The following is a 25,948-nucleotide window of genomic DNA, read 5'->3' on the forward strand; positions in this document are numbered from 1 at the left end:
ACTGCCTACTGCCTACTGCCTACTGCCTACTGCCTACTGCCTACTGCCTACTGCCTACTGCCTACTGCCTACTGCCTACTGCCTACTGCCTACTGCCTACTGCCTACTGCCTACTGCCTACTGCCTATTCGGCCAGTAGACGCGCAGGCGATGATTGTCGGGGTCGAGCGCGACGAAGGTACGGCCGAAATCGAGATCGGTCGGTGCCTGCAGCACATTCAAGCCTCTACCAGCCCAATCCGCATGGGTGGCATCGACCGCCGACGCATTATCGACCGCGAGCACCAGTTCGCCGCCACCGCCCGCAACTGCCGCCGTGGGCTCGACGGTGTGGCGCGACCAGAGACCGAGCTTGAAACCCTTGTCGAGCACGAACATCACGAAGGTCGGCGAGGACTCGACCGGTTCACGTCCGAGCAACGAGGCATAGAAAGCGCCGCTCTTCTCCGGGCTGTCGACATAGAGGATGATGAAATTCGGCGTGGTCATATCTGATCTCCAAAGTGTCTGAACCTTGGGGACCATACGCAAACATACTGTCAGATTCTGGCAGTAGCGATTAGCTGGAAACATCTTTCGCGCCGTTCCGGCCGGGCGCGTCGAGCGTCGCACGCCATTCCTTCAGCATTACCTGGCGACGGCGCGGATAGCGGATATCGGTCGCTGTCAGGCCGGACATTCGGTCGGCGCGGAAATGGCGAAAATCCTGGCGCATTTCGCACCACGCCACCATCACCCGCGCTTTGTCGAAGAAGCCCAGCGCGAATGGCCAGACCAGGCGCTTCGATGCCGCTCCCCCGGCGTCACGGTAAAGGAAGCCGAGCTTGCGCTCGTCGCGGATCGCCTGCCGTACGACACCGAGGTCGATCGCTTCGACGCTTTCCGAGCGCGGCCCGACGAGCAGCGTTGTCGCGTCGAGATCCTCGCGCAGGTCATCCGGCAGTACCGCCGCGATCTTGGCCAGCGCGTCCGTCGCGGCGGCGGCCAACCTTTTGTCCGGCTGCTTTGCCACCCAGCGCGAGCCGAGCACGATCGCCTCGATCTCCTCATCGGTGAACATTAGCGGCGGCAGCATGAAGCCGGGCTTCAGCACATAGCCAAGCCCCGCCTCGCCTTCGATCGGCGCGCCCTGCCCCTGCAGCGTCGCGATGTCGCGATAGAGCGTGCGGATCGACACGCCCATCTCGTCCGCAAGCGTATGGCCGCTCACCGGCCGGCGGTGGCGGCGCAGGATCTGGACAAGGTCGAGCAGGCGTTCGGAACGGGACATCGATTTGCTATCCGTGCTGGTCGGACGATAGGGCCCAGGCGCTCATCACGGCAAGCTTGATGCCGAAACGGAACGCCAGCGGCCCGGCGCCGTTGTCTCCACAATGGAGATGCGCGGATTCCTGTTGTTCTGGTCGGTGCTCGCCGCCACGATCGCTCAGCCTTGGACCGTCCTTTGCCCATGTGCTGGAATCGCTGCCCAGGTTGACGAAATGGCCGCCGGCGCTCTGGCGCGAGGCGACCGTCTTCAACGGTCAGTTGCTGCTTTTTGCCGTGATCGGAGCGCCGCTCGACATCGCCGCGATCCTCTGTCCGGCACTGCTCGCCTGGATGCTGCGCGGCCAAGCTACGGCCTTCTGGTTCGTGCTCGCCGCCACTTTGCTCTATGCGGTCTCGCTGGCGCTCTGGTTCGGGCTTGTCAAACCGGCCAACGATATTCTCGCGACCTGGGCGCCCGGACCGATCCCGGATAATTTCGAGGCCGTCCGGCTGCGTTGGGAAACCGGCCATATGGCGGTGACCGCAGCTAAGGCGCTTGGCTTCATTTCGCTTTGTCTTGGCCTGCTCAGGGTCCGCCACGGTTGATGACTTCACCATTGAATAAGCCACGGTTTGTTGCGCCGATGGGCTGAGCTGTGGCAGAAGCGGGCCGAACCGCCGGAGATGATCCTTCTTGAAATCCTTTCGCGACAAGCGCCGCGATAACCGACCGCAGCCCGCGAGGTCGAAACAGACCCGCGCGCGTGATGCATTCGCGGCTGGACGCCAGCAAGCAGCGCCCGCCGAGCGCGGCGAAACGAAGCCGACGGATCGCCAGGAAGTCAAACCGGCGCAACACGTGCTTGCGCGCCGCGAAGGCGTGTTGCCCGCCGAGCGCCTGCCGCTGATCCTCGAGGTCGCGCCCAATGCCGACTACGCGCTGCTGGACAGCGGCGGCGGCGAGAAGCTCGAGCAATACGGCCCTTACCGGATCGTGCGCCCAGAGGGCCAGGCTATCTGGCAACGGGCGCTTCCGGCGAAGGAGTGGGAGGGCGCCGACGCCATCTTCACCGGCGACACTGACGAGGAAGGCATCGGCCGCTGGCGCTTTCCGAAGGCGCCGCTCGGCGAAACCTGGCCGATGAAGCATGACGGCATCGACTATCTCGGCCGCTTCACCTCATTCCGCCATGTCGGCGTCTTTCCGGAGCAGGCCTCGCATTGGGACCATATGGCAGGGCTGATCGCGGCGGCGAAGCGGCCGGTGAAGGTGCTGAACCTGTTCGGCTATACGGGACTTGCCTCGCTGGTGGCTGCCCGCGCCGGCGCCGAGGTCACCCATGTCGATGCCTCGAAGAAGGCGATCGGCTGGGCGCGCGAGAACCAGGAGATGGCAGGCCTTGCCGACAAGCCGATCCGCTGGATCGTCGAGGACGCGGTGAAGTTCGCCGAGCGTGAGGAACGACGCGGCAGCCGCTACGACATCGTCCTGTTCGACCCGCCGGCCTATGGCCGCGGCCCGAAGGGCGAGGTCTGGCAATTGTTCGAGGACCTGCCGGGCCTCACCGACCTCTGCCGCTCGATCCTGACGCCGAAACCGCTGGCCGTCGTTCTCACCGCCTATTCGATCCGCGCTTCCTTCTTCGCCATCCACGCGCTGATGCGCGATACTTTCGCCGGCATGGGCGGCACGATCGAATCCGGCGAACTGATCATTCGCGAGAAATCCGCCGGCCGCGCGCTGTCGACCTCGCTGTTCTCGCGCTGGGTGGCTTGAAATGACTGCACATGACGGCGCTCGCCCTGTCGGGCAGGTCAAGGAAGTCACCAGCCTTGCCAATCCGCTGGTCAAGGACATCAAGGCACTTGCGCTCAAGAAGTTCCGCGACCAGCAGAACGCCTTCATGGCCGAGGGCCTGAAGCTGGTCATCGACGCGCTCGACCTCGGCTGGTCGATCAGGACGCTGGTCTTCGCCAAGGCCGGACGCGGCAATACGGCCATCGAAAAGGTCGCCGCGCGGACTGTTGCCGCCGGCGGTATGGTTTTGGAAGTCTCCGAAAAGGTGCTCGCGGCAATCACCCGCCGTGAAAACCCGCAAATGGTGGTCGGCGTCTTTGCCCAGCAGACGGTGCCGCTGAAGGATATCCGTGCCAGGGACGGCGATGTCTGGGTCACGCTCGACCGGGTGCGCGACCCCGGCAATCTCGGCACCGTCATCCGCACAATCGACGCCGTCGGCGCCAAGGGCGTCATCCTGGTCGGCGACACCACCGACCCGTTCTCGCTGGAAACGGTGCGCGCCACGATGGGCTCGATCTTCGCCGTGCCGGTCGCCAAGGCGACTGAGCAAGCCTTCCTCGCCTGGCGGCGCGATTTTTCAGGTCTCGTCGTCGGAACGCACCTCAAAGGCGCGGTCGACTATCGCTCGGTCGATTTCTCCAGGGGCCCGGTTTTGCTCCTGATGGGCAACGAGCAGCAAGGTCTGCCGGACAGCCTAGCCGAAAGCTGTGACCGCTTGCTCAGGATACCTCAGGCCGGCCGCGCCGATTCGCTCAATCTGGCCGTCGCCACCGGCGTGATGCTGTTCGAGATCCGGCGCGGCGCGCTGAAGCTCGAGCCCGCCAACGACATCCGATGAGGACTGCTCAGTGAAATCCTGGTCCCCTTACGTCGTGCTGGTCGTCGTTGCCATTGCGCTCGATCAGTGGATCAAGCAACTGGTCGAGAACGGTCTCGCCTTTCAGGAGAAGGTCGATCTCCTGCCGTTCCTGGCGTTGTTTCGCACCTATAACACCGGCATCGCCTTCTCGATGTTCTCGTCCTTCGGCGATATTGGCCTGGTGGTCATCGCCGTGCTGGTCGTCGCCTTCGTGCTCTATCTCGCCACACGCACGCCGGCCGGCCATGTCGTCGCCCGTATCGGCTTTGCCCTGATCATCGGCGGCGCGCTCGGCAACCTCATCGACCGCGCCGTCTACGGCCACGTCATCGACTACATCCTGTTCCACACGCCCGTCTGGTCCTTCGCGGTGTTCAATCTCGCCGACGCCTTCATTTCGATTGGCGCGGCACTCGTCGTCTTCGACGAGTTGATCGGCTGGCGGCGCGAAGCCAGGCCGCAGGATCCAGGCAATTGACCTCAGCCGGCGACCGCCGCAAAGTCTGCCCTGAAGCAATTCCAGGAAAAAGTGTGCAGCGGTTTTCCGTCCGGAATTGCGTGAAAAACAAATCGCCATAGCGAGGAGAAAAAAGTGCCCGACACCTTCAAAGCCATCCTCGTTTCGCGCGATGCGGAAAAGAAGCAGTCTGTCGATGTTGTCGACCTCACCGAGGCCGATCTGATGGAAGGCGATGTCACCGTCGCCGTCGAGGCAACGACCGTGAACTACAAGGATGGGCTAGCTATCACCGGCAAGGCGCCGGTCGTGCGCCGCTGGCCGCTGGTGCCCGGCATCGACTTCGCGGGCACCGTGATCTCATCGTCCCATGCCGACTGGCGCAAGGGCGATCATGTCATCCTCAACGGCTGGGGTGTCGGCGAGACGCACTACGGCGCCTATGCCGGCCGCGCCCGCGTCAAGGGCGACTGGCTGGTGCCGCTGCCCGAAGGCATGAGCGCGCATGATGCAATGGCCGTCGGCACGGCCGGCTACACGGCAATGCTGTCCGTCATGGCGCTGGAGCGGCATGGTATCGTGCCGGACCGTGGTCCGGTGGTGGTGACGGGTGCGGCCGGCGGCGTCGGCTCGGTCGCCATCTCGATCCTTTCCAGCCTCGGCTACCATGTCATCGCCTCGACCGGGCGCAACGCCGAAAGCCCCTATCTGATCGACCTCGGCGCCGCCGAGGTGATCTCGCGCGAGGAGCTCAGCCAGCCGGCGAAGCCGCTCGCCAAGGAGCGCTGGGCGGGCGGCGTGGACTCGGTCGGCAGCAACACGCTCGCCAACGTCTTGTCGATGACATCCTATGGCGGCGCGATCGCCGCCTGCGGCCTGGCCGGCGGCATGGATCTGCCGTCGAGCGTCGCGCCCTTCATTCTGCGCGGCGTTTCGTTGCTCGGCATCGATTCCGTGATGGCGCCGAAAGCAGTCCGCCTGGAGGCATGGCGCCGCATCGGCACCGATCTCGACCTCAAGAAGCTGTCGACATTGTCACGGACGATCGGTTTTGACGGCATTATCGCTGCCGCGCGCGACATCGTCGAAGGCAAGGTCAGGGGCCGCGTCGTCGTCGATATGTAGCTGGAAGCCATCTCGGAAAGCTCCGGTTTCGTGTCGCGCGCGGGCGATCGGAATCCGCGCAATCGCTAAAATTCGAACGATCCGTCCCAGTCTTCCATAATGTCTGTCTGGCATGGTTTGCGCATGGTCGCGGACTCCGACATCAGACAGGACAGCAAAGCCGCGGGCGCTGACAGGCTCATCCCCGATGCGCCGAAGCGGCAGGTGCTTGTCGCGCCGCCGCTGGCTCCCGAATTGCCCGCCGACGGCCACGAAGGCCTGCCGTTCCTGACAATCGTCGCCATCGCCGTTCTGGCGGGGCTGACGCATCTCACTGGAGCGCCGATCGTCGTCACCATCGGCCTCGCCGCCGCGGCCGTTGCCGGCCTTGCCATGCATCTGCGCAGCCGTCGCGACGAGCGGCGCACCGCCGCGCTGCTCGACGAGACCGCAGCCCGCAGCCGCGCAGAGATCGAGACCCTCGCCGACCGCATGTGGGAGATGCAGGAGAGCGAAGAGCGCTTCCGCGGCCTGATCGATGCGCTCGGCGACCTAGTCGTCCATCGCGACCGCGACGGCCATATCGTCTATGCCAACAGCGTCTTTGCCTCGCTTGTCGAGATCGACCCGCGCGATCTCGCCGGCAAGACCTTGTCCGAGCTTGGCATCGATGTCGGCATCGTTCCCGACGCCGCCTTCTCCGACCACGAATGCCTGAGCTCCACCGATGTCGCGATCCGCACGCCGAGCGGGTCGCGCTGGTTCTCCTGGATCGAATTGTCGGTGCGCGACAAGGACACGGGCGCGGTCTCGCATCGGGCGATCGCCCGCGACATCACCGCCCGCAAGCGCGCCGAATCCTCGCTGATCACCGCACGCGAACGGGCCGAATATGCCAGCCAGGCCAAGTCGCGATTCCTCGCCACCGTCAGCCATGAGATCCGCACGCCGATGAACGGCATCATGGGCATGGCGAAGCTGCTCGCGGACACCGACCTCTCACCCGAACAGCGCACCTATGTCGGCGCTGTTTCCACCTCGGCAAGCGCGCTGCTCGCGCTCATCGAGGACCTGCTCGACTATTCCAAGATCGAGGCTGGCCGTTTCGAGCCCGAGCCGCAACCGACCTCGCTGCGCGAAATCGCCGACAACATCATAGAGCTTCTGGCCGCAAAGGCCTTCGCCAAGAACATCGGCCTCGGCTGCCATGTCGAGCCCGACGTGCCGCAGATGATCACCGCCGATCCCGGCCGCGTGCGCCAGGTGCTGCTCAACCTCATCGGCAATGCCGTAAAGTTCACCGATACCGGCGGCGTGCTGCTCACCGTGGCACGCGCCCGCACCGAAACCACCGACCGCATCTGCTTCACTGTAGCCGACACCGGCCCAGGACTGCGTGAAGAGGATTTGGAGCGCATCTTCGAGGAGTTCGAGCAGTCCGACGGCACCTCGACCAGGGTGCATGGCGGCGCCGGCCTGGGCCTTGCCATCTCGAAGCGGCTGGTGGCGGCCATGGGTGGCACGATCTTGGTTTCGAGCCGGCTCGGCGAAGGATCCGAATTCGTCCTCGAGATCCCGGCGGTCGCGGCAACCGAACCGCCGCCGCACCGCCACAACATCCTTGCTGACCGGCGGGCGGTGATCGTGTCGAAAAACGCCACCGAGGCCGATGCCATCGCGCGCACGATCAGAGCCCATGGCGGCATCGTCGAGATTGCGGCGACACCAAGCCAGGCCGCTCCGTTCGCTGCCAGCTGCAACGTCCTCCTGATCGACGCCGCGCTCGAAAACAGCGACGGCAGACTGCTCAAGCGGCTGCGCGACTCGGGCTTCGCCGATTGCGAGGCGATCACCCTGATCGCGCCGACGGACCGCGGCATACTCGGCGAATTCCGCGCCAGCGGCTACGCCACGTTCCTCGCCAGGCCGGTGCGCGGCGAAACCCTCTTGCGGGTGCTGCTGACCCGCCATGGCTCCGCGCTCGCCCAGCCGCAGCCGCGGCCGCGTGGCGCCGCTTCGTCGCGCAGGCGCGATCAGGGCCTGTCGGTGCTGATTGCCGAGGACAATGACATCAACGCCATGCTCGCCCGCGCCACGCTTCTCAAGGCGGGGCATCGCGTCAAGATCGTCGGCAACGGCAAGGCCGCGGTCGATGCCGTTACCGATGCCGGCCTCAAATTCCGCTTCGATGTGGTGCTGATGGACCTGCATATGCCTGTCATGGACGGGCTGGATGCGATCGCCGCCATCCGCCGCCATGAAGAGTCCATGGCCATGCCGCCGATCCCGATCATGGTGCTTTCGGCCGACAGCCAGGAAAAGACCCGGCACGCCGTCCTCGCCCATGGCGCCAGCGGCTTCGTGACCAAGCCGCTCGACCCCGACGCGCTCGTCCAGGCGGTCGAGGGCCAGGTTGCCGCCTGAGGAAATTTTCAACCCTTGAAAGCCTTGGATTGCTTGGCTTGAGCGGCCACAAGATAGCCGGTTGAGGGTATTGCCCAGCCGACAAAGTATTGCCGGCCACGTCGTATCACGGTACTGTCACAATCCTGTTGCACCTACACCGTATCCCCGTGCCAAGAGGGATGGCTCGAAGGAGAATCACTCGTGCATACAGTCATGCCTGAATGTGACACTCGGCCGAATGCCGGCGGCGCCCTGCTCGCCGCCCGTACCGCCGACGCCGTCGCAAGCGGTGCTCCGCTGGGCCGCATCGGCAACCTCGAGGTGCGGCTCGCCCGCAACGAGGCTGAGATCGCCGCCGCCCAGGAAGTCCGCTATCGGGTATTCTATGACGAGCTTGGCGCGAGGAAGGACCTGTTCCAGGCACAGGACCGGCGCGACGCCGACCGTTTCGACCCGCTCTGCGATCACCTTCTTGTGCTCGACAATTCCCTTCCCGGCCCTGAGCATCGCCGCATCGTCGGCACCTACCGGCTGCTGCGGCAGGAGATCGCCGCGACCGCCGGCGGCTTCTATTCCGAGGGCGAGTTCGAGCTGACCAAGCTGATTGCGCGGCATCCCGGCCAGCGCTTCCTCGAGCTCGGCCGTTCCTGCGTTTTGCCGGAATACCGCTCCAAGCGCACCATCGAGGCGCTCTGGCAAGGCATCTGGGCCTATATCAACCACTACAGCATCGGCGTGATGACCGGTTGCGCCTCTTTCCATGGCATCGTGCCGGCCGCGCATGCCGAGGCGCTGACCTATCTCGCCCATCATTGCCGCACCAACTCCGCCTGGGATGTTCGCGCGGTTCCGGGACGCTACTGCTCCATGGACCTGATGCCGATCGAAGCGGTGAACACCAAGGCGGCGATCGCCGCCATGCCGCCGCTGGTCAAGGGTTATCTGCGCGTCGGCGCCCGCATCGGCGACGGCTGCGTCATCGATCACGAATTCTCGACCGTTGACGTCTTCGTCGTCATGCCGGTCAAGGAGATCGGCGCCCGCTACGTCAACTACTATGGCGGCGAGGGGCAGCGTTTCGCGGCGTGAGTAGTGAGTAGTGAGTAGTGAGTAGTGAGTAGTGAGTAGTGAGTAGTGAGTAGTGATGGACGTCACGACTGGAGCGCCTGTCAATACTGACTACTGACTACTGACTACTGACTACTGACTACTCACTACTCACTACTCACTACTCACTACTCACTACTCACTACTCACTACTCACTACTCACTACTCACTACTCACTACTCACTACCGACTACTCCCTCATGGAATGTCTTCCGGCCTTCGCCCGGGCCGGCTCTTATAGGCCGGAAATGACCAGCCGAATTTAAGCGCGCCGCCGCGCACCACGAATGCGCCCGCGAAGCCGAGCAGGCTGGACGCCAGCGCCGGCAGGCCGGCAAGATCGCCAAGGGTGAAGATGGTGGCGCCGGCAAGGGCGGCCGTGACATAGATTTCGGGCCTGAGCAGCACCGAGGGCTCGCCGGCAAGCAAGTCGCGCAAAATGCCGCCGAAGGTCGCCGTCAGCACGCCCATGATGACCGACACGACGGGCGAGCCGGTGATCGCCAACCCCTTGGCTGCGCCCATCACCGCGAAGGCGGCAAGGCCGATGGCATCGAGCCACAGCAACAGCTTGTAGCGGGATTCGACGCGGTGGGCGCTAAAGAAGACCAGCACGGCGACCACCGCGCAGATCAGCACATAACCGCTGTTGGCGACCCAGAACACCGGCAGGTTGAGGATGACGTCGCGCAGCGTTCCGCCGCCGATGCCGGTGACGCTGGCAAGGAACAGGAAGCCGATAATGTCGAGCTGCTTGCGCGATGCGGCAAGCGCACCCGTCGCCGCAAAGACGGCGACGCCGGCATAGTCGAGCAACGCGATGGGGTTCATAGGGTGAGGCAGTAGGAATTAGGGAATAGGCAGTAGCGATCAAAATAGCACGAAGCCGTCGAATTGGTACGGCCCTATTCCCTATTCCCTATTCCCTATTCCCTATTGCCTATCAAGCATCCTTCTCGGCCTGCTCGTTCACCGGGCCTGGCTCGACCTTCGCCTCGGAGCCTGCCTTCGGGCCGCCCTTGGCGACGCCGACCATCGCCGGCCGCAGCACCCGCTCGCCGATCGAATAGCCCGGTTGCACCACTTGGACGACGGTGCCGGACGGAACCTCCGGATTGGGCACCTCGAACATCGCCTGGTGGAAATTCGGATCGAACTTCTCGCCTTCCGGCGCGAGCTTCTTCACGCCGTGGCGTTCCAGGGCCGAAAGCATGGCGCGTTCGGTGAGATCGACACCTTCGATCAGCGACTTGAAGCCGGCGTCGCCGGCAGCCTTCGTCTCCGCCGGGATCGCGTCCAGCGCGCGGCGCAGATTGTCGGACACCGACAGCATGTCGCGCGCGAAATTGGCGACGGCATAGGCGCGGGCGTCCTGCACGTCGCGCGCAGTGCGCCGGCGCAAATTCTCCATTTCGGCCGCGGCGCGCAGCGCGCGGTCCTTCAGTTCCTCATTTTCCTTCAGCAGCCGCACCAGCGCTTCATAGTCGCCGTCGACGCCACCTTCCGCACGCTCGCCGGAAGCCTGGGTGGCTTCCACATCTTCGGGCGTGCGTTCGTCTTTTGCCTGGTCGCTCATCGCGTTTCCCGTCATTCGCATTGGTCTGGATTTGCGCCCGATATCGAGGTTTGGAAGCCAAAAATCAAGGGGTAAGCGCTGGTGAGCCGATGTCAGGGCTGTCGTTCCAGATTAATTCAAATTTTACCCTATCGAGCAGCTTTACTTGCTCTCAAGCGCTGGTGCCGGAACCATGGACGGGCTGCGGGAGTTTCGAAGCCGACACAGGATTTTGGGACGATGAACGGCAACGACGGCAAAAGGCGCGCTGAGCTCGCCAACGATATCAGGCGGCAGGCCGGCAGCGAAGCGACGAAGCGCTTTCTACGCACATTGCCGACATTTCGCCTGGAAAAAGAGGTGCCCAAGCGGCTCAGCGATCTGCTTGACCGCCTCGAGGGCGCCACGGCGAAGAAGGCGCGCGGCGGGCGGCGTCGATAGCCGCGCGCCGCGATCGACGGATCTAAGCCGCCTTCCTGTCGTCGCGCATCAGCGCTTCGCCATGGCGGATTTCGGTGCCGAGCACCTTCAGGCATTCCCGCATGAAGGCCGCGAGGCCCGGCCAGCCCTTGGCTGAAACCAGATTGCCGTCGACATGCGCGCCGGTCGGGGCAACATCAATATAGATGCCGCCGGCAAGCGTCACTTCCGGCTCGCAATAATGCAGCGCCGCGACTTCCTTGCCGCGCACCACGCCGTCGACCGCGATCAGGATCTGCACGCCGTGGCAGATGGTGAAGATCGGCTTGCCGGTCTCATGGAAATGCCTGACGAGCGCCTGCACGCGCTTGTCGATGCGGATATATTCCGGCCCGCGCCCGCCCGCCGCGTAAACCGCGTCGTAGTCGGCCGGGTTCACCTCGGCGAAGGTCTTGTTGAGGATATAGTCGTGGCCGAGTTTTTCCGTATAGGTCTGATGGCCTTCGAAGTCGTGCAGTGAAGTCTTGAGCACATCGCCCGCCCTCTTGTCGGGGCAGACGACATGGACGGTGTGGCCGACCGCGTGCATGGCCTGCTCAAAGACGAAAATCTCGTATTCCTCGCTGAACTCGCCAACGAGCATCAGTATCTTCTTGGCTGCCATGCCATTCCTCCCTTTGCTGGCTGTTTATTTCGGAGCACGAAATAATGAACCTATCCTAAGGGCAGGATGGCTGAAGGGGAAGTCTGAATCGACAATGTGGTCTGACCAGAACGTTGTAGCTTGGACTCTGCACTTATTTTGAATGGGATCGGTCGACAAAAATGCGCAATCTTGGTCGGACCAGGGCGATACCGTTGCGGTATGAAATGTTGCGTCAGCCGGGGCGCTTGCGCCGCCAGGAATATTTCGGACCCTTGGGCTCCGGTTCCACCGCCGGCTGATAATACACCGGCAGACCGCCGATTCGGCCCTGTTCCAAGCGCTTCAGCAGCACCGGATTGGAGATCTCGAACTCATCGAAGCCGAGCCGCAGCATATGCGGCAGCTGGTCGACCAGCACCTGGCCGGTGGCGCGCACCGGACCCTTGAAATGATGCCGGGCGCGCAGCAATTCGCCCTTTGAGAAGGAGCGGCCGTCATTGAACGCCGGGAAGGCCAGCGCCACCAGCGACAGCTGGTCCAGCAGCCCGGTTATCTTGTCGAGCTCGTCGCCCGGCTGCAGCAGCACGCCGATGCGCTCGCGCGCCGACTTGCGGACCTCCTCGTCGAGGCCGAGAAAGGTCTGCAGCGGCAGGATGAAGCAGCCATTGCCGGCAAGCGCCTCGGCGCTCTCCGCATGGGTCCATTCATCCTCGCGAAAACCGTCCGGGGTCCAGAGGCGGGTCGATCCAGTCATTAAAAATCCTAAAATTCAAAAATCGAGGCTATGTCGAGAGTCAGGTCAGGCCGAGTCGAGAGCGGTGGCTTCCGAGAACCGGAGCGGAGCGTACTTGAAGTACGTGAGCACCGGAAGCGCAGGAAGCCGCCGTTCGCAGGCCGGCCTCACCTGACCATTGGCATAGCCTAAAGCGAGGCGTCGGTCAGCGACTTCTCCAGTCCCGACAAGTGAATGCCGCACTCGGTCTTGGCGTGGCCAGCCCAGCGGCCGCTGCGCGCATCCTCGCCCGGCTGCACAGGCTGCGTGCACGGAAAGCAACCGATCGAGAGATAGCCATAGGCGACCAGCGGATTTTCGCGCAGCGCATGCGCGCGCATGTAGTCGGCCTGGTCCGATGTAGTCCAATGCGCCAACGGATTGATGCGGATGCGCGCGCCGACCGCCTCGAAGACCGGCAGTGCCGCCCGCGTCGAGGCCTGGAAGCGCTTGCGCCCGGTGAACCAGGCGCGGAACGGTTCGACGCCGCGCGCCAGCGGCTCGACCTTGCGCACGTTGCAGCAGGAATCGGTGTCGGTTTCGTTGAGCCTGCCGGTAGGATCGACGCGTTCGAGCGCGTCCTCGTCGGGCTTGATCACCCTGACATCGGTCAGGCCGAAATCGGCGACCAGAGCATCGCGATAGCCGAGCGTCTCCTCGAAATGCTTGCCGGTATCGAGGAAGATCACCGGCAGCGAGCGGTCGACCTTGGCGATCATGTGCAGCAGCACCGCGGAGTCCGCGCCGAAGGACGACACTGCCGCGATTGCGCCACGGAACTCGCGCGCCGAGCGTTCGATGACCTCGATCGGCTTCAGATGGCCGAACAGCGCGTCGAGCCCCGCCGCTTCCGCGGCAACTCCGGCTTCGACATCGACGACCCGGTCAAGCGGCCTTGGTTTCGCCAGCATAGAGCGCCTCCTTGAACGGCGCGGGACCGACTCTGCGGTAGGCGTCGATAAAACGTTCATCGGGACTGAGCCGAAGGCCGAGATAGGTGTCGACAATCTGCTCGATGGCATCGGTGATCTCTTCCGAGGAGAAGCCGCGACCGATGATCTCGCCGACGGATGTGTTTTCGTCGGCCGAGCCGCCAAGCGTCACTTGGTAGAGCTCGGAACCTTTCTTCTCGACGCCGAGGATGCCGATGTGGCCGACATGGTGGTGGCCGCAGGCGTTGATGCAGCCGGAGATCTTCAACTTCAATTCGCCGATCTCGCGCTGCCGCTCGAGCGAGGCGAAGCGGAGCGAGATTTCCTGCGCGATCGGAATGGAGCGCGCTGTGGCCAGCGCGCAATAGTCGAGGCCGGGACAGGAGATGATGTCGCTGATCAGGTTGGAATTGGCGGTCGCCAGGCCAATCTCGACCAGCGCGTCATAGACCGCTTTCAGGTCAGCGCGCGCCACATGCGGCAAGATCAGGTTCTGCTCGTGGCTGACGCGCAATTCGTCGAAGGCGTATTTCTCGGCGATGTCGGCGACCGCTTCCATCTGGCTGTCGGTGGCATCGCCCGGAACCTCGCCGATGCCCTTGAGCGAGATCGTCACCGCCGCGTAGTCGGGGTGTCGATGGGTCACGACATTCTGGTCGAGCCATTGCGAGAAACTCTTGGAATCGAGCCTGGCTTGTTTCACCGCATCATCGCCTTCCGGTCGGGAAACCAGCGCCGGCGGCGCGAAATAGGCGTTGATGGCCTCGATGTCGGCCTCCGGCAATTTCAGCTCGGCGTCCTTGAGCTCCTGCCATTCGGCCTCGATCTGGCGGGTGATCTCGTCCACGCCAGTCTCGTGCACGAGGATCTTGATGCGCGCCTTGTACTTGTTGTCGCGGCGGCCATAGAGATTGTAAACGCGCAGGATCGCGGTGCAGTAGGACAGAAGATCGGCCTCCGGCAGGAAGTCGCGGATCTTCCTGGCCACCATCGGCGTGCGGCCCTGACCGCCGCCGACATAGACGGCGAAGCCCAGCTCGCCGGCCGCGTTCATTTTCAGATGCAGACCGATATCGTGCGTCTGGATGGCGGCGCGGTCGCGCTCGGCGCCCGTCACCGCGATTTTGAACTTGCGCGGCAGGAACGAGAATTCCGGATGCACCGACGACCACTGGCGCAGGATTTCCGCATAGGGGCGCGGATCGGCGACTTCGTCGGCCGCGGCACCGGCGAAATGGTCGGCGGTGACGTTGCGGATGCAGTTGCCGCTGGTCTGGATGGCATGCATCTCGACGCTGGCGAGATCGGCGAGGATCGCCGGAATGTCGGACAGCGCCGGCCAGTTGAACTGGATGTTCTGGCGCGTGGTGAAGTGGCCGTAGCCCTTGTCGTATTTGCCGGCGATGTGGCCGAGCATGCGCAATTGCCTGCTGTTCAGCGTGCCATAGGGCACGGCGATGCGCAGCATATAGGCGTGCAGCTGCAGATAGACGCCATTCATCAGCCTCAGCGGCCGGAACTGGTCCTCGGTGATCTCGCCGGCAAGCCGGCGCTGCACCTGGTCGCTGAACTCGGCGACACGGGCGTGAACGAAATCGTGGTCGAACTCGTCGTAACGGTACATGCTTCGTCTCTCAGGGCGCGTCCGCCCGCTCTTCAATTCTTTTGTTGGAGCATGATCTTCTCCGAAAACCGGTTCCCACGTTTCGGGATCATGCTCAAAACCTATGCCGCCCGGACGGTTTCCGGACTCGCCTGCTTGCCGAGATCGGTGCGGATGGTGGGCCCCGCGGCGCGGATTTTTTCGCGCAGCCGCACCGGCTCGACCAAATCATCGACTATCGCGACGTCGATCAGGTTCACGTCGACCACCTCATTGTTGGCGGCGGCTGCGGCGCCGATCGCTTCGAGCCGATCCTCCGCCGCCTTGTCATGCGCTATATCGGCATGGCCGACGGTTTCCGCCCAGCCGCCATCGGCGTACCAGACGGCGATGCCATCGGAGAGCCTGTTCGCGGTCAGAACCTTCATGGCTCAACTCCTTCGGCCAGCACGCTCGCCGCCTCTTCATGCTTATGTGCCGCGAGCGGCTCGGATTGTTCAAAGTTTGCGCCAGCGACGGCATCGCCGATAATCGTCATCACCGGACCGGTGAGGTCCGCGCGCTCTTCCAGAGACGGCAGGTCCGCAAGCGTGCCATGGAAACGGCGGCGGTTGCCGAGGCTGGCATTCTCGACGACGGCGACGGCGGTGTCCGGCGACAGTCCCGCTTCGACGAGCCGGCCGGCGACCTCGGCAGCTACCGAACGGCCCATATAGACGGCAACCGTCGCGCCCGAGATGGCGAGCTTTGCCCAGTCGGGCAGCGAGTTGCCCTTGAGATCGTGGCCGGTGGTGAACACCATCGAGGACGAGACACCGCGCAGCGTCAGCGGCAGTTCGAAATCGGCGGCGGCGGCAAAGGCGGCGGTGACGCCGGGAACCACCTCATAGGCGATCCCGGCCTCGCGCAGTGCCGCCATCTCTTCGCCCGCCCGGCCGAACACCAGCGGGTCGCCGGACTTCAGCCGCACCACTTTGCTGCCGGCGCTGCCAAGCTCGATGAGCAGCGCGTTGATTTCTTCCTGGCTCTTGGAATGGCAGCCCTTGCGCTTGCCGACCGGCAGGCGCTCGGCATCGCGGCGACCCATCGCCACAATCGCCTCCGGCACCAGCGCGTCGTATACGATCGCATCGGCTTCCATCAGCAGGCGGTGCGCGCGCAGCGTCAAAAGGTCCTCCGCGCCCGGACCGGCGCCGACCAGCGCGATGTGTCCCTCGGCCGGAGCGCTCGTAGCCAATAGGTCGAGCGCCGCACCATGCGCCTCGACGAGCTCCCCGGCTTCAATTGCCTTGGCCGGCGCGCCGGTGAAGAAATCGTTCCAGAACCGCCGGCGGCGATTGCCCTTCGGCAGATTTTCGGCGGCGGCACGAAAGGACGCGGCAAGTGCTGCCAGCCGGCCAAGCGACGGCGACAGCATGCGGTCGATGCGGCTGCGCAGCATCTGTGCCAGCACCGGTCCGGCACCCTCGGTGCCGATGGCGATGGCGACCGGCGCCCGGTTGACCAGGGCCGGCGTGAAGAAGTCGCAAAGCTCCGGCCGGTCGACGGCATTGACCGGGATGCCCAGCCGGCGTGCGTCCTCGGCGACGCGGCGATCGAGCGCTTCATTGCCGCTGGCCGCGAACACCAAGGCAGCACCTTGGAGATGGGGGACCTCGTAGGCCGCGTCGATGTGCACGGCGCCGGTCGATGCGATGAAATCCAGCAGGCCGCCACCGGCATTGTCGGCAATGATGCGCAGCACCGCGCTCGATTGCGAAAGCAGCCGCGCCTTGGCAAGCGCTTCCTCGCCATTGCCGACGATGGCTACGGCTTCGCCGTCGACCCGCATGAAGACGGGAAAGGCATTGAGCTTGGCATTGGCTGGCGGCATGGCGATCAGCAATATTGGAACAGTTTGGCAGTTTTACGCGGCTATGCCAAAAACCAGAAGGCAAGCACTCGCGCAACGCCCGAAAGCAGGCAATCGCTTTTCCGCAAGCGCCAAGGGCAAGAGAAAAAAATTCTACCCTGAGGGTGATGCGGCCAGAGCGGCGTGAGAAATCGCCTTGATCCGCCGTAATTTTTAGCGCCGCGCTTGGAATATGGCAAAACAGTTTTTTCTAAATTCTACTAAGTTAGTAGATTAAAGCCGACCTTCCCGGTTCGGCGCTCCCAGCCTGCCTGCCGGAAGTGATCGAGACGTCACCGCCGATCGGAACAATCATGCTTCGCGGCTCGTTTTGCCTAGCAGTCCGTTCTGTCGATCCTAAGCTCGACCGATCGGCAATCATGCAAGCAAGGAGGAACGCCATGAGCATCAAGCTGAAACGTGGACTGTGGGTCGTCGTGGCCGATGGCGAGAAGGCGCTCTTCCTGCGCAACCAGGGCGACAACAAGTTCCCGAAACTGGAAGTGGTGTACGAGATGGAGCAGGAGAATCCTCCCACGCGCGAGCAAGGCACGGACAAACCGGGCCGGTACGCGGAAGGGCCGCGCAGCGCCATTGAAGACACCGACTGGCATCGCCTGAACAAGGAGCGCTTCGCCATCGACATTGCCGACCGGCTGTACAAGCTCGCGCATCGCGGCGAGTTCGACGCGGTCGTGCTGATCGCGCCACCGCAGGTGCTTGGCGAGATGCGCCAGAAACTGCACAAGGAGGTCGACGAGAAAATACAGGCGGAAATCCCGAAGACGCTCACCAACCACACGATTTCCGACATCGAGAACCTATTGCGGGCGGCATAGAACGGCCGACAGATCGCGGCTTCGAGGCCGGATCGCGCCTCGGAGCCGTCTCTTTGGCGGCGCGGCGCCAATTTTCCGCTGCGCGCTCTGCTTCGCTGTCGATTTCGCGCGGCGGCGGTTGCATCGTCGCCGATCCCTCCGACACCGTGATCATGGGCGAGCGCGAGATCGCCCGCGGCATCGTCGAGGTGGTGACCTGCAAAACCACCGATCCAGCCGGGCCTGCCATGGAGGTCAAGCCGCAGCCCGCTTGATGGATGTCAGGCCAGGAACGCGGAACCGCCGTTCTGCGTGATATCGCTGAGATATTTCGCAGGCGGCTTGCCCAGCGCCTTCTTGAACATGGTGATGAAGGCGGTGACGGATTCATAGCCGAGATCGCCCGATACCTGCTGCACGCTGGCACCGGAAGACAATTCCCGGAGCGCGACGATCAGATGCAGCTGTTGGCGCCAGCGGCCGAAACTTAAGCCCGTCTCCTTGACGATAAGGCGCGCCAGGCTGCTTTCGCTCAGCGCCACGCGATCCGCCCACTCCGCCAGCGTGCTGCGATCGGCGGGGTGGTCAGCCAACGCTTCGGCGATCCGTCGCAGCCGTGGCTCGGCCGAGATCGGCAGGTGCAATTGCTGCACAGGCATGCGCGGCAACTCGGCGAGCATGACCTTTCCCAGGAAATCGCATCTCGGCTCGTCCGGCGCGCACTCCGACAATTCGATGATCAGTTCGCGCAGCAGCGGCGAGATTAAAAGCGTGCAGCATCGATCCGGCAGGTCGGCAGCGCCCGGCTCGATGTAGACGAAGAAAATCCGGGCGTTGGCCGTCGCGATGTTGCTGTGCCGCATGCCGCCGGGAATCCACACGCCGCAATGCGGTGGCACCATCCACAGGCCACCGGGAACGCGGCAGGTGACCCCGCCGCCGAGCGCGAAGACGAGCTGCCCCTTGCGATGCCAGTGCTCGGGCACCTCAGCCCTGGTCTCGGTCACGTCGACACGGACCGCGATCGCGGGCGCGGCCACGTCGTCGACGTCGAAATCCAGCCAGGGCCAGCGAAGTGGCTGTCTCACGGTTGACGTCTTTTAGTGATCATTTGGTTTTATATCTAAATTTTTCGCCTGGAAAAGTCGATAGGGTCGATCCGTTACCGCCACAGCCGATCGCGGCTCCATAACCGCTAATTTTCAAGGTGGCCCATGCTTGCTCTCGCTATTTCTTCCGACAGCCCCAGCCGGCTGAAGCTCACTGTGGCAGACGAGCCAAACTGCAATGAAAATGAAGCATTGGTGACTGTTCATGCAACATCGTTGAACCGTGGCGAGCTGCGTCTGCTCAGCATACGCCCCGACGGCTGGATACCTGGCCAGGACATCGTCGGCATTGTCGAGCGCGCGGCCGCCGATGGCTCCGGCCCGGCCGCGGGCACGCGCATTGCGGCCTTGGTCGACCAGGCCGGCTGGGCTGAACGGGTTGCCGTTCCGACCGACCGTCTCGCCATCCTGCCTGATGGCGTCAGCTTCACCTCCGCCGCCACGCTTCCGGTGGCGGGCACGACGGCGCTGCGGACTTTGCGCCATGGCGGCGACCTCGCCGGCCAGCGGATCCTGATCACCGGCGCAAGCGGTGCGGTCGGTCGTTTCCAGATCCAGATCGCTCGCGAGCAAGGCGGGCTCGTGACCGCGGTCGCGACCTCCCGGCATAGCGAGGATCTCTATTCGCTGGGAGCCGAACAGGTGGTCGAGTCGATCGAGCTGGCCGAGGGACCGTTTTCGCTGATCACCGAGTCCGTCGGCGGCAAAAGCCTCACTGAGGCGATCGAACGCGTCGCGCCCGGCGGGACCATCGTCATGTTCGGCTCGAGCAGCGGCGAACTGACCCCCATCGGGTTTCGTCAGTTCGTTCCGGGTCACGAAGGCGCGAGGCTTCAGACTTTCGCCTATTACACATCCGGTTCGGACATCGGCGCCGACATCGCCGCGCTGCTCGCGCTGGTCGCGGCCGGCCGGCTGGAGACCCGCGTGGCCATGACCGTGCCCTGGACCGAAATCGCCCAAGCCCTGGACGCGCTGCGGCAGCGCGGCATCAGCGGCAAGGCCGTCCTCACCATAGCCGGATGAGCAGAAGGGGGCCTATTGCTTCACAACCGTAAGGTCGGCATCTATCAGCCGCCTCCTGATCGTTTGAACGTCGCCCAGCGGAACGTCCCATTGCCATGTGACGGCCGAAAGTTTCCGCAAGACGCCAAATGAGTTTTCTTCAATCCAGTTTTCCAGGCGTTTGCCATCGATCTGGCGGTCCAGATGGCCTTCTGACAGCAGATTGAAGGGAAACAGATCGCGAAGTTTTTGGTCCAACTGCCGTGTGGCGCCTTCAGCTCGGAAAATTGGGCCGAAGGCGAAAAACTGCTCTTTCATTTCAGGTGGAGGACCGTAAACCGTCTTGTCGACAGTTGCGAAACGGGAAGATGCCGACCCGTGCGCAAATGCCCTCGGACCCCAGAAATACGGCATCGACAGACCGATCCCGTAAACAGGTTGCAACTCCTCGCAAAGCAATCTGATGATCTTCTGGAATGTGCCGTTGAAATCCGCGACCGCTGCTTTGTCGATATGGATTTCGAAGCATCGGAAACTATCGGGAGAGCAGGCAATTTCTATCGCAAAATCCGAGAGTGTGTCGACACTCCTCTTCCAGAGATAACTCAGCGCCTGCCACTCCCGCTTGTGAAGCACATCGAGCTTAACGAAGTTGCGGTAAAGATAGTCCCTGCTGGTTTTCTCGCCGGCGACAGTAGCTATATCTGGCGCTAAGGCGATAATTTCGACGATCTTGTCCAGTATGTCGTGCGCCCGAAATATGTCGAGTTCCGCAGCCCATTCATAGATTACAAGCGACGCAACGACGTTCGTTTCGGTGTAGCGCTCAAAATTCTCGCTCACACGTGCTGGCCGCCATTGATGTGGATTTCCGAGCCGGTCACGTAGGACGCCTGGCCCGAACACAGGAAGAAGATGATGTCGGCCACCTCCGACGTGGCGCCCAGCCGTCTGAGCGGGATTGTCTCGACGATCTTGTCGGTGCCGGGCGACAGGATCGCGGTGTCGATCTCGCCGGGCGCGATCGCGTTGACGCGGATGCCGTGCGGACCGAAGTCATGCGCCATCTCGCGGGTCAGCGAGCCGAGCGCCGCCTTCGACGTCGCGTAGGCCGTGCCGGCGAAAGGATGCACCCTGGTGCCGGCGATCGAGGTGACGTTGACGATCGAGCCCTTGGCGGCGGCGAGTTCCTTGAACAGCCCCCTGGCCAGCATGATCGGCGCGAAGAAATTGACCTGGAAGACATCACGCCAGACATGCATCGGCGTCTCGATCGAGTTCATCCGGCTGCCGTCCTTCAGCTTCGGCGAAATGCCGGCATTGTTGACCAGCGCGTTGAGCTGTCCGCCATGCGCCTCCAGCCGGTGACGGATTTCCGAGACCGCGATGCCGACGTCTTCCTGGTCGGCGAGATCGACCTTGATGTGGTCCTCGGGGCCGGCCGGCCACGGGCAATCCTCGGCGAAAGCCTGACGCGAGCAGGTGATGACGCGCCAGCCTTCGCGCGAAAAACGCTTCACCGTCGCATGACCGATGCCGCGGCTGGCGCCGGTGAGCACGATGGTTTTTCTGCTGTCGGTTTCGGCCATGGGCTTGGTCTCCGGCCGGACATGTAGCCGAAGGCGCTTGCCATTACGAGAGGCGAAGTTGCCGCCCTGATGCATGTCGCCCAAAAGTGCGCAGCGGTTTTGGGATAACGACATGCATCAGACAAAGACTGAAAGCGCGTCGCCTGAATCGGTTTCATCGCGACGCGCCTTAGCCGCCGCCCAGGATGTCGAGGATCGAGGTTTGCCGCTTTTTGGTGGGACCGCCGACATTGCCGGGCGGCACCGGATGCTTGATCGAGGCGGTCGATCCGCTGTCGCTCGGCATGTCGAAGCCGCCGGCATCGACGGTTTCGGCCGGCTGTGCGGTCCGCACCGGACGCGCCGGCGCCGGCGCCTGGGCAACAGGCTGTGACTGGCCGACGGCCGCGGGCGGCGCGGGCGGTGGCTGCGAAGCGTCCGCCGACGGTATCTCGTCCGGTACGATCGTATCGGACGGCGTCGACTTCCAGGTGCCGGGCAACGGCCTGACCGGCACGCCTTCATGCGCCGCCACCATGAACTCGTGCCAGGCCTGCGCCGGCAAGGCGCCGCCGGTGACCTTCTTCATCGCGCTGCCGTCGTCATTGCCGAACCACACGCCCGTGGTGAGATTGGCGGTATAGCCGACGAACCAGGCGTCGCGCGAGTTCTGACTGGTGCCGGTCTTGCCGGCCGAGGGCCAGTTGAAGGCCGCCTTCTTGGCGGTGCCGACCTCGACCGTGCCCGTCATCATCGAGTTCATCATGCCGACGATGTCGGCCTTGATGACGCGCGGCGCGCTGCCGCCATTGTTCTCGTAGAGCACCTTGCCGGCCGCCGTGGTGATGCGCTGGATGAAGTGGATATCCGGCTTGTAGCCGCCATTGGCGAAAGGCACGTAGGCCGAGGTCAATTCCAGCGGCGTCACTTCCGAAGTGCCGAGCGCGATCGAGGTGTTGGCCTGCAGGTCCGACTGGATGCCCATGCGATGCGCGGCTTCCACCACGGCGTCGGGTCCGACCTCCATGGTGAGCTGTGCCGCCACCGAGTTGAGCGATTTGGCCAGTGCCGTCGCCAGCGTGACCTTGCCGTAATATTTGCCGCCGTAATTGTCGGGCGTCCATTTGCCGATCTTGATCGGCGCGTCGTTGCGCAGGCTGTCCGGCGTGCGGCCGGCCTCGAGTGCCGCCATGTAGACGAAGGGCTTGAAGGCCGAGCCGGGCTGCCGGCGCGCTTCCGAGGCGCGGTCGAACTGGCTGGTCGAATAATCATAGCCGCCGACCATGGCGCGCACCGCGCCGGAATCGTCGATCGACACCAGCGCCCCTTGCGTGACGTTGAGCTTCTTGCCGCTCTCGTCGATCAGCCGGCGGATCGACTGTTCGGCAAGCTTCTGCAGGTTGAGGTCGACGGTGGTGTTGATGACGATGTCGCCGCGCACGTCGCCGATGAGGTCGGGAAGCTCGTCCATCACCGTATCGGCGACATAATTTTCGGAACCGGTCCAATAGGACGGCGCGCGCGTCGCCGGCGCGCTCAGCGCCGTCTTGTATTCCTTGTCGCTGATCTTGCCTTCCTCGCGCATGGCGGCCAGCACGAGCTGCGCCCGCTCCTCGGCCGCCTTCGGGTCGCGCGCCGGCGAAAGCCTGGACGGCGCCTTGAGCAGACCGGCCAGGAGTGCTGCCTCCGAAAGGGACACGTCGCGAGCGCTCTTGCCGAAATAGCGCCGCGAAGCCGCCTCCACGCCATAGGCGCCCGAGCCGAAATAGACCCGGTTGAGGTACATTTCGAGGATCTGGTCCTTGGTGTGCTTGTGCTCGAGCCAGAGCGCGAGCAGCACTTCCTGCACCTTGCGCTCCAGGGTGCGGTCCGGCGTCAGGAACAGGTTCTTTGCCAGCTGCTGCGTCAGCGTCGAGCCGCCCTGCGAGAAATGGCGGCCGATGAGGTTGGTGACCATGGCGCGCGACAGGCCGATCGGGTCGATGCCGAAATGCGAATAAAAGCGGCGGTCCTCGATGGCGACGACGGCCTCAGGGATATAGGGCGACATTTCGTGCAGGCCGACAGCCTCGCCACCGGACATGCCGCGATTGGCGATCAGCCCGCCATCGACCGAGACGATCTTGATGTTGGGCGCGCGGTCGGGGATCGACCATGTGGTCGCCGCCGGCATCTTGGCGCCGTAATAGACGACGATGCCGGCCACCGCGATGCCGCCCCATATGCACAGCACGAAGCACCAGTAGACCAGGCGGGTGGCAATGCCGAGCAGCCCGCGCCGGTTGCGGTCCCGGCCACGACCGCGCGATTTCGCCTTGGCGGACTTGCCTTTTGCAGCGGATTTACGGGTGCGCGGCACGACGCGATCCTCCTCGCTCACCGAAAAGCCATCGGAGGACTTCGCGCCCGGCGAACCCTCGAAGCTCGGTTCGATGCGACTGTCTCTGCGGTTCGCCATGCGCTCTTGCTTGTTGCCCCGGTGCCTATGGCGTTTGGGTTGAAGACTAGATGCGGCGGTTTAAAGGCGCGTTAAAGCAAGGTTTATGCGGAGCTTTGAAAACCATTATGATTTTCTAAATCCCGCTGTCTCGCCAGCATCGTTCGGGGTCAGTTCGGCTAAACTTGCAAGCGGATAGCGTTCAAAGACCCGCCGCTTTTGCCAAATAGGGCGCCAGCGCCAGCGCGTAGGTTGCCGTCAGGTGATGGTTGTCGCGCAGGACTACGATGTTGCCGACCACCGCCGGGCAGCTGTCCTTGCCGCATAGCGTATCGTTCATGTCGACCACGGTCACCCCCGTCATGGACCGAGCGGCGAGCGCGTAGATGTCTCCCCGTTCGACCTTGCTGCGCGGATTGATGCAATTACCCGGATCGGTTCCCAGGCAATTGCGTGGATCGAACAGGCTATAGGGCGTGTTGCGGATGGCGACGACGCGCGCACCCTCGCCGGCGAGCTCGCTCCAGACGCTGCGTAACCCCTCGATCATCGCATCCTGCGCAATGCTGGTGTAGTTGCTCTGGCTGGTGACAACGAAATCGGGCTTCAATTTCGCGATTGCAGCGAGAACCCTCTCGCGCCATAGCGCGCATTGCTCATACGGCTTGCTGTCGTCAAGGATGGCAACCCGGGTTACCGGGCATGCCGCCTTGGTGAAGGTGACGAGCTTCCACTTCCTGTCTTTGGCGATTTTGTCGACTGCCGGTACCCATTGCGCCGCGTGGGAATCGCCCATCACGACAATGGTCCTCGTCCCCGCCGGATCCCCAAGCCGGCAACCGGTCGCGTCGATGCCCCCCTGCTCCTGATGACATTTCATCCGGTAGATGACGGGTACGTCGGCGCCGATCTTGCTAAGGGGAGGCAGTGGCTTGACGCCCTCGGGGACTGCGGCGTTCGCCACCAAGGCCGCCGGCCCCGGATAATTCGGCGTTCCAATCAGGCTGACGTCGATGGGCTGCCGGTCGATCGCATAGACCAGTCCGCCGGCCGCCGCCACGCACAGCCCTACCGCCGCCGTGCCGTCGATCAGCGGCCGCCATGCCAAGGATGAACGCGAATGGCGATAGGGCTGTTCGACGAAGCGATAGGAGAGACCGGAGACGACCAGGGTGGCGATGATCAGCGCAACGCCATCGACCAGGCCGATCGTGCCTCGCCGCGCCACATAGAATATGATCAGTGGCCAATGCCACAGGTAGATCGAATAGGAGCGATCGCCGATATAGCGCAGCGCGGCGGCATCCAGGCCGCGGAAGCGGCCGATGCGTATGCTGCCGGCCGCAATGATCAAGGCCGCGCCGAGCGTCGGCAGCAGCGCCTTGAAGCCTGGAAAATCGGTCGACCTTGAAAACAGGATCGCCGACGCAAGCATCGCCAACATGCCGGCGACAGCCATCGCCGTCCGCGCACGCCCGTTCGGCTGCAACCGATCGAGGGTCAGCGCCAGGAGCCCGCCAAGAGCCAGCTCCCAGATCCGCGTGTAGCTGACGAAATAGGCCCATGCCGGATCGGATCGGGTGACAACGACGGAAGCCGCGAGCGAGGCTGCCAGGACAACGCCGAGCACAAAGGTGAGCATTTGCACCGGCGAGTGCCCGCGACACCGGGCCCACCAGAGCGCCGCGATCATCAGCAACGGCCAGACGATGTAGAACTGCTCCTCGATCGACAGCGACCAGAAGTGTTGCACCGGGCTCGGCGCGTCCTCGGCGCCGAGGTAGTCCACGGCCTGCTCGGCAAGCCGCCAGTTCTGCACGTAGAGCGCGCTTGCCATCACCTGCTTGGCGGTTTCTTCCCACCATGCGTCCGACACAAACAGCAGCGTTCCCGCGAGCGTGACGAAGAGCACGACGATAGCCGCCGGCAGCAGCCGCCTGACCCGGCGCGTGTAAAAGCCGACAACCGAGATGCCGCCGTCGTTGAGCGCCATGCGGGTGAGCAGGCCGGTGATGAGAAAGCCGGATATGACGAAGAAGATATCAACGCCGACATAGCCGCCGGGAAGTGCTGCCGGCCAGATATGGAAGATCACCACAAAAGCCACGGCGAGCCCGCGCAGTCCCTGTATTTCCGGCCGAAATTCCCCCGGCGCAGTCGCATCTCGCAAAGCCAGTCTAGCCCCTCACAAGCGCCAACCTGTCCCGGC

The 25,948-nt window shown here is 63.7% G+C and carries 27 protein-coding genes; 12 read left to right on the forward strand and 15 right to left on the reverse strand.

The annotated features are described in order from the left end of the window. Window positions 1-117 precede the first annotated feature (117 nt). Both RFM68_RS00005 and RFM68_RS00010 read right to left on the reverse strand, forming a co-directional pair. On the reverse strand, window positions 118-489 hold the full coding sequence (locus tag RFM68_RS00005) for a VOC family protein (RefSeq protein WP_320230607.1): 372 nt from the start codon (window positions 487-489) through the stop codon (window positions 118-120). Window positions 490-559: 70 nt separating this feature from the next. Further along, entirely contained in the window at window positions 560-1,270 is a 711-nt protein-coding gene (locus RFM68_RS00010; RefSeq protein WP_320230608.1) for a helix-turn-helix transcriptional regulator, read from the reverse strand. 203 nt (window positions 1,271-1,473) lie between these two features. Between RFM68_RS00010 and RFM68_RS00015 the strand changes: the two genes are divergently transcribed. From RFM68_RS00015 to olsB, 7 genes are all read left to right on the forward strand, one after another. After that, window positions 1,474-1,854 (forward strand): DUF1772 domain-containing protein, encoded by a 381-nt coding sequence (locus RFM68_RS00015; RefSeq protein ID WP_320230609.1) that lies wholly within the window; start codon window positions 1,474-1,476, stop codon window positions 1,852-1,854. Between the two features lie 88 nt (window positions 1,855-1,942). Continuing rightward, window positions 1,943-3,025: an RsmD family RNA methyltransferase gene (locus RFM68_RS00020; RefSeq protein WP_320230610.1), complete on the forward strand. Its 1,083-nt coding sequence runs from the start codon at window positions 1,943-1,945 to the stop codon at window positions 3,023-3,025. Between the two features lies 1 nt (window position 3,026). Beyond that, window positions 3,027-3,887 (forward strand): TrmH family RNA methyltransferase, encoded by an 861-nt coding sequence (locus tag RFM68_RS00025; RefSeq protein ID WP_320230611.1) that lies wholly within the window; start codon window positions 3,027-3,029, stop codon window positions 3,885-3,887. 10 nt (window positions 3,888-3,897) lie between these two features. Next, entirely contained in the window at window positions 3,898-4,386 is a 489-nt protein-coding gene (gene lspA, locus RFM68_RS00030) for a signal peptidase II (protein WP_320230612.1), read from the forward strand. A 114-nt stretch (window positions 4,387-4,500) separates the two neighbouring features. Continuing rightward, window positions 4,501-5,490, forward strand: a complete 990-nt coding sequence (gene acuI, locus RFM68_RS00035; protein ID WP_320230613.1) for an acrylyl-CoA reductase (NADPH) — start codon at window positions 4,501-4,503, stop codon at window positions 5,488-5,490. A 123-nt stretch (window positions 5,491-5,613) separates the two neighbouring features. Beyond that, a complete protein-coding gene (locus RFM68_RS00040) occupies window positions 5,614-7,893 on the forward strand; it encodes an ATP-binding protein (protein ID WP_320230614.1) in 2,280 nt (759 codons plus the stop codon). 195 nt (window positions 7,894-8,088) lie between these two features. Further along, on the forward strand, window positions 8,089-8,964 hold the full coding sequence (olsB, locus tag RFM68_RS00045) for a l-ornithine N(alpha)-acyltransferase (RefSeq protein WP_320230615.1): 876 nt from the start codon (window positions 8,089-8,091) through the stop codon (window positions 8,962-8,964). A 217-nt stretch (window positions 8,965-9,181) separates the two neighbouring features. On the opposite strand, the gene RFM68_RS00050 is transcribed toward olsB, so the two are convergent. Both RFM68_RS00050 and grpE read right to left on the reverse strand, forming a co-directional pair. Further along, window positions 9,182-9,814, reverse strand: a complete 633-nt coding sequence (locus RFM68_RS00050) for a trimeric intracellular cation channel family protein (RefSeq protein WP_320230616.1) — start codon at window positions 9,812-9,814, stop codon at window positions 9,182-9,184. Window positions 9,815-9,926: 112 nt separating this feature from the next. Further along, window positions 9,927-10,559 carry a nucleotide exchange factor GrpE gene (gene grpE / locus RFM68_RS00055; protein ID WP_320230617.1) on the reverse strand — a complete coding sequence of 211 codons (633 nt, stop codon included), beginning with the start codon at window positions 10,557-10,559 and terminating at the stop codon, window positions 9,927-9,929. Between the two features lie 219 nt (window positions 10,560-10,778). Here grpE and RFM68_RS00060 point away from each other — a divergent pair, with 219 nt between their 5' ends. Then, window positions 10,779-10,979 carry a hypothetical protein gene (locus RFM68_RS00060; RefSeq protein WP_320230618.1) on the forward strand — a complete coding sequence of 67 codons (201 nt, stop codon included), beginning with the start codon at window positions 10,779-10,781 and terminating at the stop codon, window positions 10,977-10,979. Between the two features lie 22 nt (window positions 10,980-11,001). On the opposite strand, the gene RFM68_RS00065 is transcribed toward RFM68_RS00060, so the two are convergent. From RFM68_RS00065 to cysG, 6 genes are all read right to left on the reverse strand, one after another. Next, the gene (locus RFM68_RS00065) at window positions 11,002-11,622 is read right to left on the reverse strand and encodes a DJ-1/PfpI family protein (protein ID WP_320230619.1); all 621 of its coding nucleotides are present in this window, start codon (window positions 11,620-11,622) and stop codon (window positions 11,002-11,004) included. Window positions 11,623-11,836: 214 nt separating this feature from the next. Beyond that, window positions 11,837-12,358 (reverse strand): DUF934 domain-containing protein, encoded by a 522-nt coding sequence (locus RFM68_RS00070; RefSeq protein WP_320230620.1) that lies wholly within the window; start codon window positions 12,356-12,358, stop codon window positions 11,837-11,839. A 167-nt stretch (window positions 12,359-12,525) separates the two neighbouring features. Then, complete coding sequence (locus tag RFM68_RS00075) at window positions 12,526-13,287, reverse strand: phosphoadenylyl-sulfate reductase (protein WP_320230621.1); 762 nt, start codon at window positions 13,285-13,287, stop codon at window positions 12,526-12,528. Continuing rightward, a complete protein-coding gene (locus RFM68_RS00080) occupies window positions 13,262-14,932 on the reverse strand; it encodes a nitrite/sulfite reductase (RefSeq protein ID WP_320230622.1) in 1,671 nt (556 codons plus the stop codon). The genes RFM68_RS00075 and RFM68_RS00080 overlap by 26 nt, the downstream gene beginning before the upstream one ends. Before the next feature lie 101 nt (window positions 14,933-15,033). Next, on the reverse strand, window positions 15,034-15,339 hold the full coding sequence (locus RFM68_RS00085) for a DUF2849 domain-containing protein (RefSeq protein WP_320230623.1): 306 nt from the start codon (window positions 15,337-15,339) through the stop codon (window positions 15,034-15,036). Beyond that, on the reverse strand, window positions 15,336-16,784 hold the full coding sequence (gene cysG, locus RFM68_RS00090) for a siroheme synthase CysG (protein WP_320230624.1): 1,449 nt from the start codon (window positions 16,782-16,784) through the stop codon (window positions 15,336-15,338). Before cysG ends, RFM68_RS00085 begins: the two co-directional genes overlap by 4 nt. Between cysG and RFM68_RS00095 the strand changes: the two genes are divergently transcribed. The 3 genes from RFM68_RS00095 (at window position 16,783) to RFM68_RS00105 (ending at window position 17,895) form a co-directional block, all read left to right on the forward strand. After that, window positions 16,783-16,950, forward strand: a complete 168-nt coding sequence (locus RFM68_RS00095) for a hypothetical protein (protein ID WP_320230625.1) — start codon at window positions 16,783-16,785, stop codon at window positions 16,948-16,950. The genes cysG and RFM68_RS00095 overlap by 2 nt on opposite strands. 253 nt (window positions 16,951-17,203) lie before the next feature. Next, a complete protein-coding gene (locus RFM68_RS00100) occupies window positions 17,204-17,641 on the forward strand; it encodes a baeRF12 domain-containing protein (RefSeq protein WP_320230626.1) in 438 nt (145 codons plus the stop codon). A 53-nt stretch (window positions 17,642-17,694) separates the two neighbouring features. Then, on the forward strand, window positions 17,695-17,895 hold the full coding sequence (locus RFM68_RS00105; protein WP_320230627.1) for a hypothetical protein: 201 nt from the start codon (window positions 17,695-17,697) through the stop codon (window positions 17,893-17,895). Between the two features lie 6 nt (window positions 17,896-17,901). Here the strand turns inward: RFM68_RS00105 and RFM68_RS00110 are convergent, their stop codons facing one another. Further along, window positions 17,902-18,708, reverse strand: a complete 807-nt coding sequence (locus tag RFM68_RS00110) for an AraC family transcriptional regulator (RefSeq protein ID WP_320230628.1) — start codon at window positions 18,706-18,708, stop codon at window positions 17,902-17,904. A gap of 126 nt (window positions 18,709-18,834) precedes the next feature. Between RFM68_RS00110 and RFM68_RS00115 the strand changes: the two genes are divergently transcribed. Then, entirely contained in the window at window positions 18,835-19,755 is a 921-nt protein-coding gene (locus tag RFM68_RS00115) for a zinc-binding dehydrogenase (RefSeq protein WP_320230629.1), read from the forward strand. A gap of 12 nt (window positions 19,756-19,767) precedes the next feature. Here the strand turns inward: RFM68_RS00115 and RFM68_RS00120 are convergent, their stop codons facing one another. From RFM68_RS00120 to RFM68_RS00135, 4 genes are all read right to left on the reverse strand, one after another. Further along, window positions 19,768-20,577, reverse strand: coding sequence for a hypothetical protein (locus tag RFM68_RS00120; protein WP_320230630.1), 810 nt, complete (start codon window positions 20,575-20,577; stop codon window positions 19,768-19,770). Then, on the reverse strand, window positions 20,574-21,323 hold the full coding sequence (locus RFM68_RS00125; RefSeq protein WP_320230631.1) for an SDR family NAD(P)-dependent oxidoreductase: 750 nt from the start codon (window positions 21,321-21,323) through the stop codon (window positions 20,574-20,576). The genes RFM68_RS00120 and RFM68_RS00125 overlap by 4 nt, the downstream gene beginning before the upstream one ends. Window positions 21,324-21,492: 169 nt before the next feature. Continuing rightward, a complete protein-coding gene (locus RFM68_RS00130; protein WP_320230632.1) occupies window positions 21,493-23,760 on the reverse strand; it encodes a transglycosylase domain-containing protein in 2,268 nt (755 codons plus the stop codon). A 181-nt stretch (window positions 23,761-23,941) separates the two neighbouring features. Further along, window positions 23,942-25,909 carry an acyltransferase family protein gene (locus tag RFM68_RS00135; protein ID WP_320230633.1) on the reverse strand — a complete coding sequence of 656 codons (1,968 nt, stop codon included), beginning with the start codon at window positions 25,907-25,909 and terminating at the stop codon, window positions 23,942-23,944. Between the last annotated feature and the right edge of the window lie 39 nt (window positions 25,910-25,948).

Source organism: Mesorhizobium montanum, assembly GCF_033977145.1.
In the GTDB taxonomy this organism is placed as follows: domain Bacteria; phylum Pseudomonadota; class Alphaproteobacteria; order Rhizobiales; family Rhizobiaceae; genus Mesorhizobium; species Mesorhizobium montanum.

Coding starts and splice junctions, on each gene's coding strand:
- RFM68_RS00085 (WP_320230623.1), bottom strand. CDS start 15,339: ATGAAGGTTCTGACCGCGAACAGGCTCTCCGATGGCATCGCCGTCTGG.
- RFM68_RS00005 (WP_320230607.1), bottom strand. CDS start 489: ATGACCACGCCGAATTTCATCATCCTCTATGTCGACAGCCCGGAGAAG.
- RFM68_RS00010 (WP_320230608.1), bottom strand. CDS start 1,270: ATGTCCCGTTCCGAACGCCTGCTCGACCTTGTCCAGATCCTGCGCCGC.
- RFM68_RS00100 (WP_320230626.1), top strand. CDS start 17,204: ATGAGCATCAAGCTGAAACGTGGACTGTGGGTCGTCGTGGCCGATGGC.
- RFM68_RS00060 (WP_320230618.1), top strand. CDS start 10,779: ATGAACGGCAACGACGGCAAAAGGCGCGCTGAGCTCGCCAACGATATC.
- RFM68_RS00070 (WP_320230620.1), bottom strand. CDS start 12,358: ATGACTGGATCGACCCGCCTCTGGACCCCGGACGGTTTTCGCGAGGAT.
- RFM68_RS00095 (WP_320230625.1), top strand. CDS start 16,783: ATGGCGATCAGCAATATTGGAACAGTTTGGCAGTTTTACGCGGCTATG.
- RFM68_RS00130 (WP_320230632.1), bottom strand. CDS start 23,760: ATGGCGAACCGCAGAGACAGTCGCATCGAACCGAGCTTCGAGGGTTCG.
- RFM68_RS00040 (WP_320230614.1), top strand. CDS start 5,614: ATGGTCGCGGACTCCGACATCAGACAGGACAGCAAAGCCGCGGGCGCT.
- RFM68_RS00065 (WP_320230619.1), bottom strand. CDS start 11,622: ATGGCAGCCAAGAAGATACTGATGCTCGTTGGCGAGTTCAGCGAGGAA.
- RFM68_RS00025 (WP_320230611.1), top strand. CDS start 3,027: ATGACTGCACATGACGGCGCTCGCCCTGTCGGGCAGGTCAAGGAAGTC.
- RFM68_RS00075 (WP_320230621.1), bottom strand. CDS start 13,287: ATGCTGGCGAAACCAAGGCCGCTTGACCGGGTCGTCGATGTCGAAGCC.
- cysG (WP_320230624.1), bottom strand. CDS start 16,784: ATGCCGCCAGCCAATGCCAAGCTCAATGCCTTTCCCGTCTTCATGCGG.
- RFM68_RS00050 (WP_320230616.1), bottom strand. CDS start 9,814: ATGAACCCCATCGCGTTGCTCGACTATGCCGGCGTCGCCGTCTTTGCG.
- grpE (WP_320230617.1), bottom strand. CDS start 10,559: ATGAGCGACCAGGCAAAAGACGAACGCACGCCCGAAGATGTGGAAGCC.
- olsB (WP_320230615.1), top strand. CDS start 8,089: ATGCCTGAATGTGACACTCGGCCGAATGCCGGCGGCGCCCTGCTCGCC.
- RFM68_RS00115 (WP_320230629.1), top strand. CDS start 18,835: ATGCTTGCTCTCGCTATTTCTTCCGACAGCCCCAGCCGGCTGAAGCTC.
- RFM68_RS00125 (WP_320230631.1), bottom strand. CDS start 21,323: ATGGCCGAAACCGACAGCAGAAAAACCATCGTGCTCACCGGCGCCAGC.
- RFM68_RS00080 (WP_320230622.1), bottom strand. CDS start 14,932: ATGTACCGTTACGACGAGTTCGACCACGATTTCGTTCACGCCCGTGTC.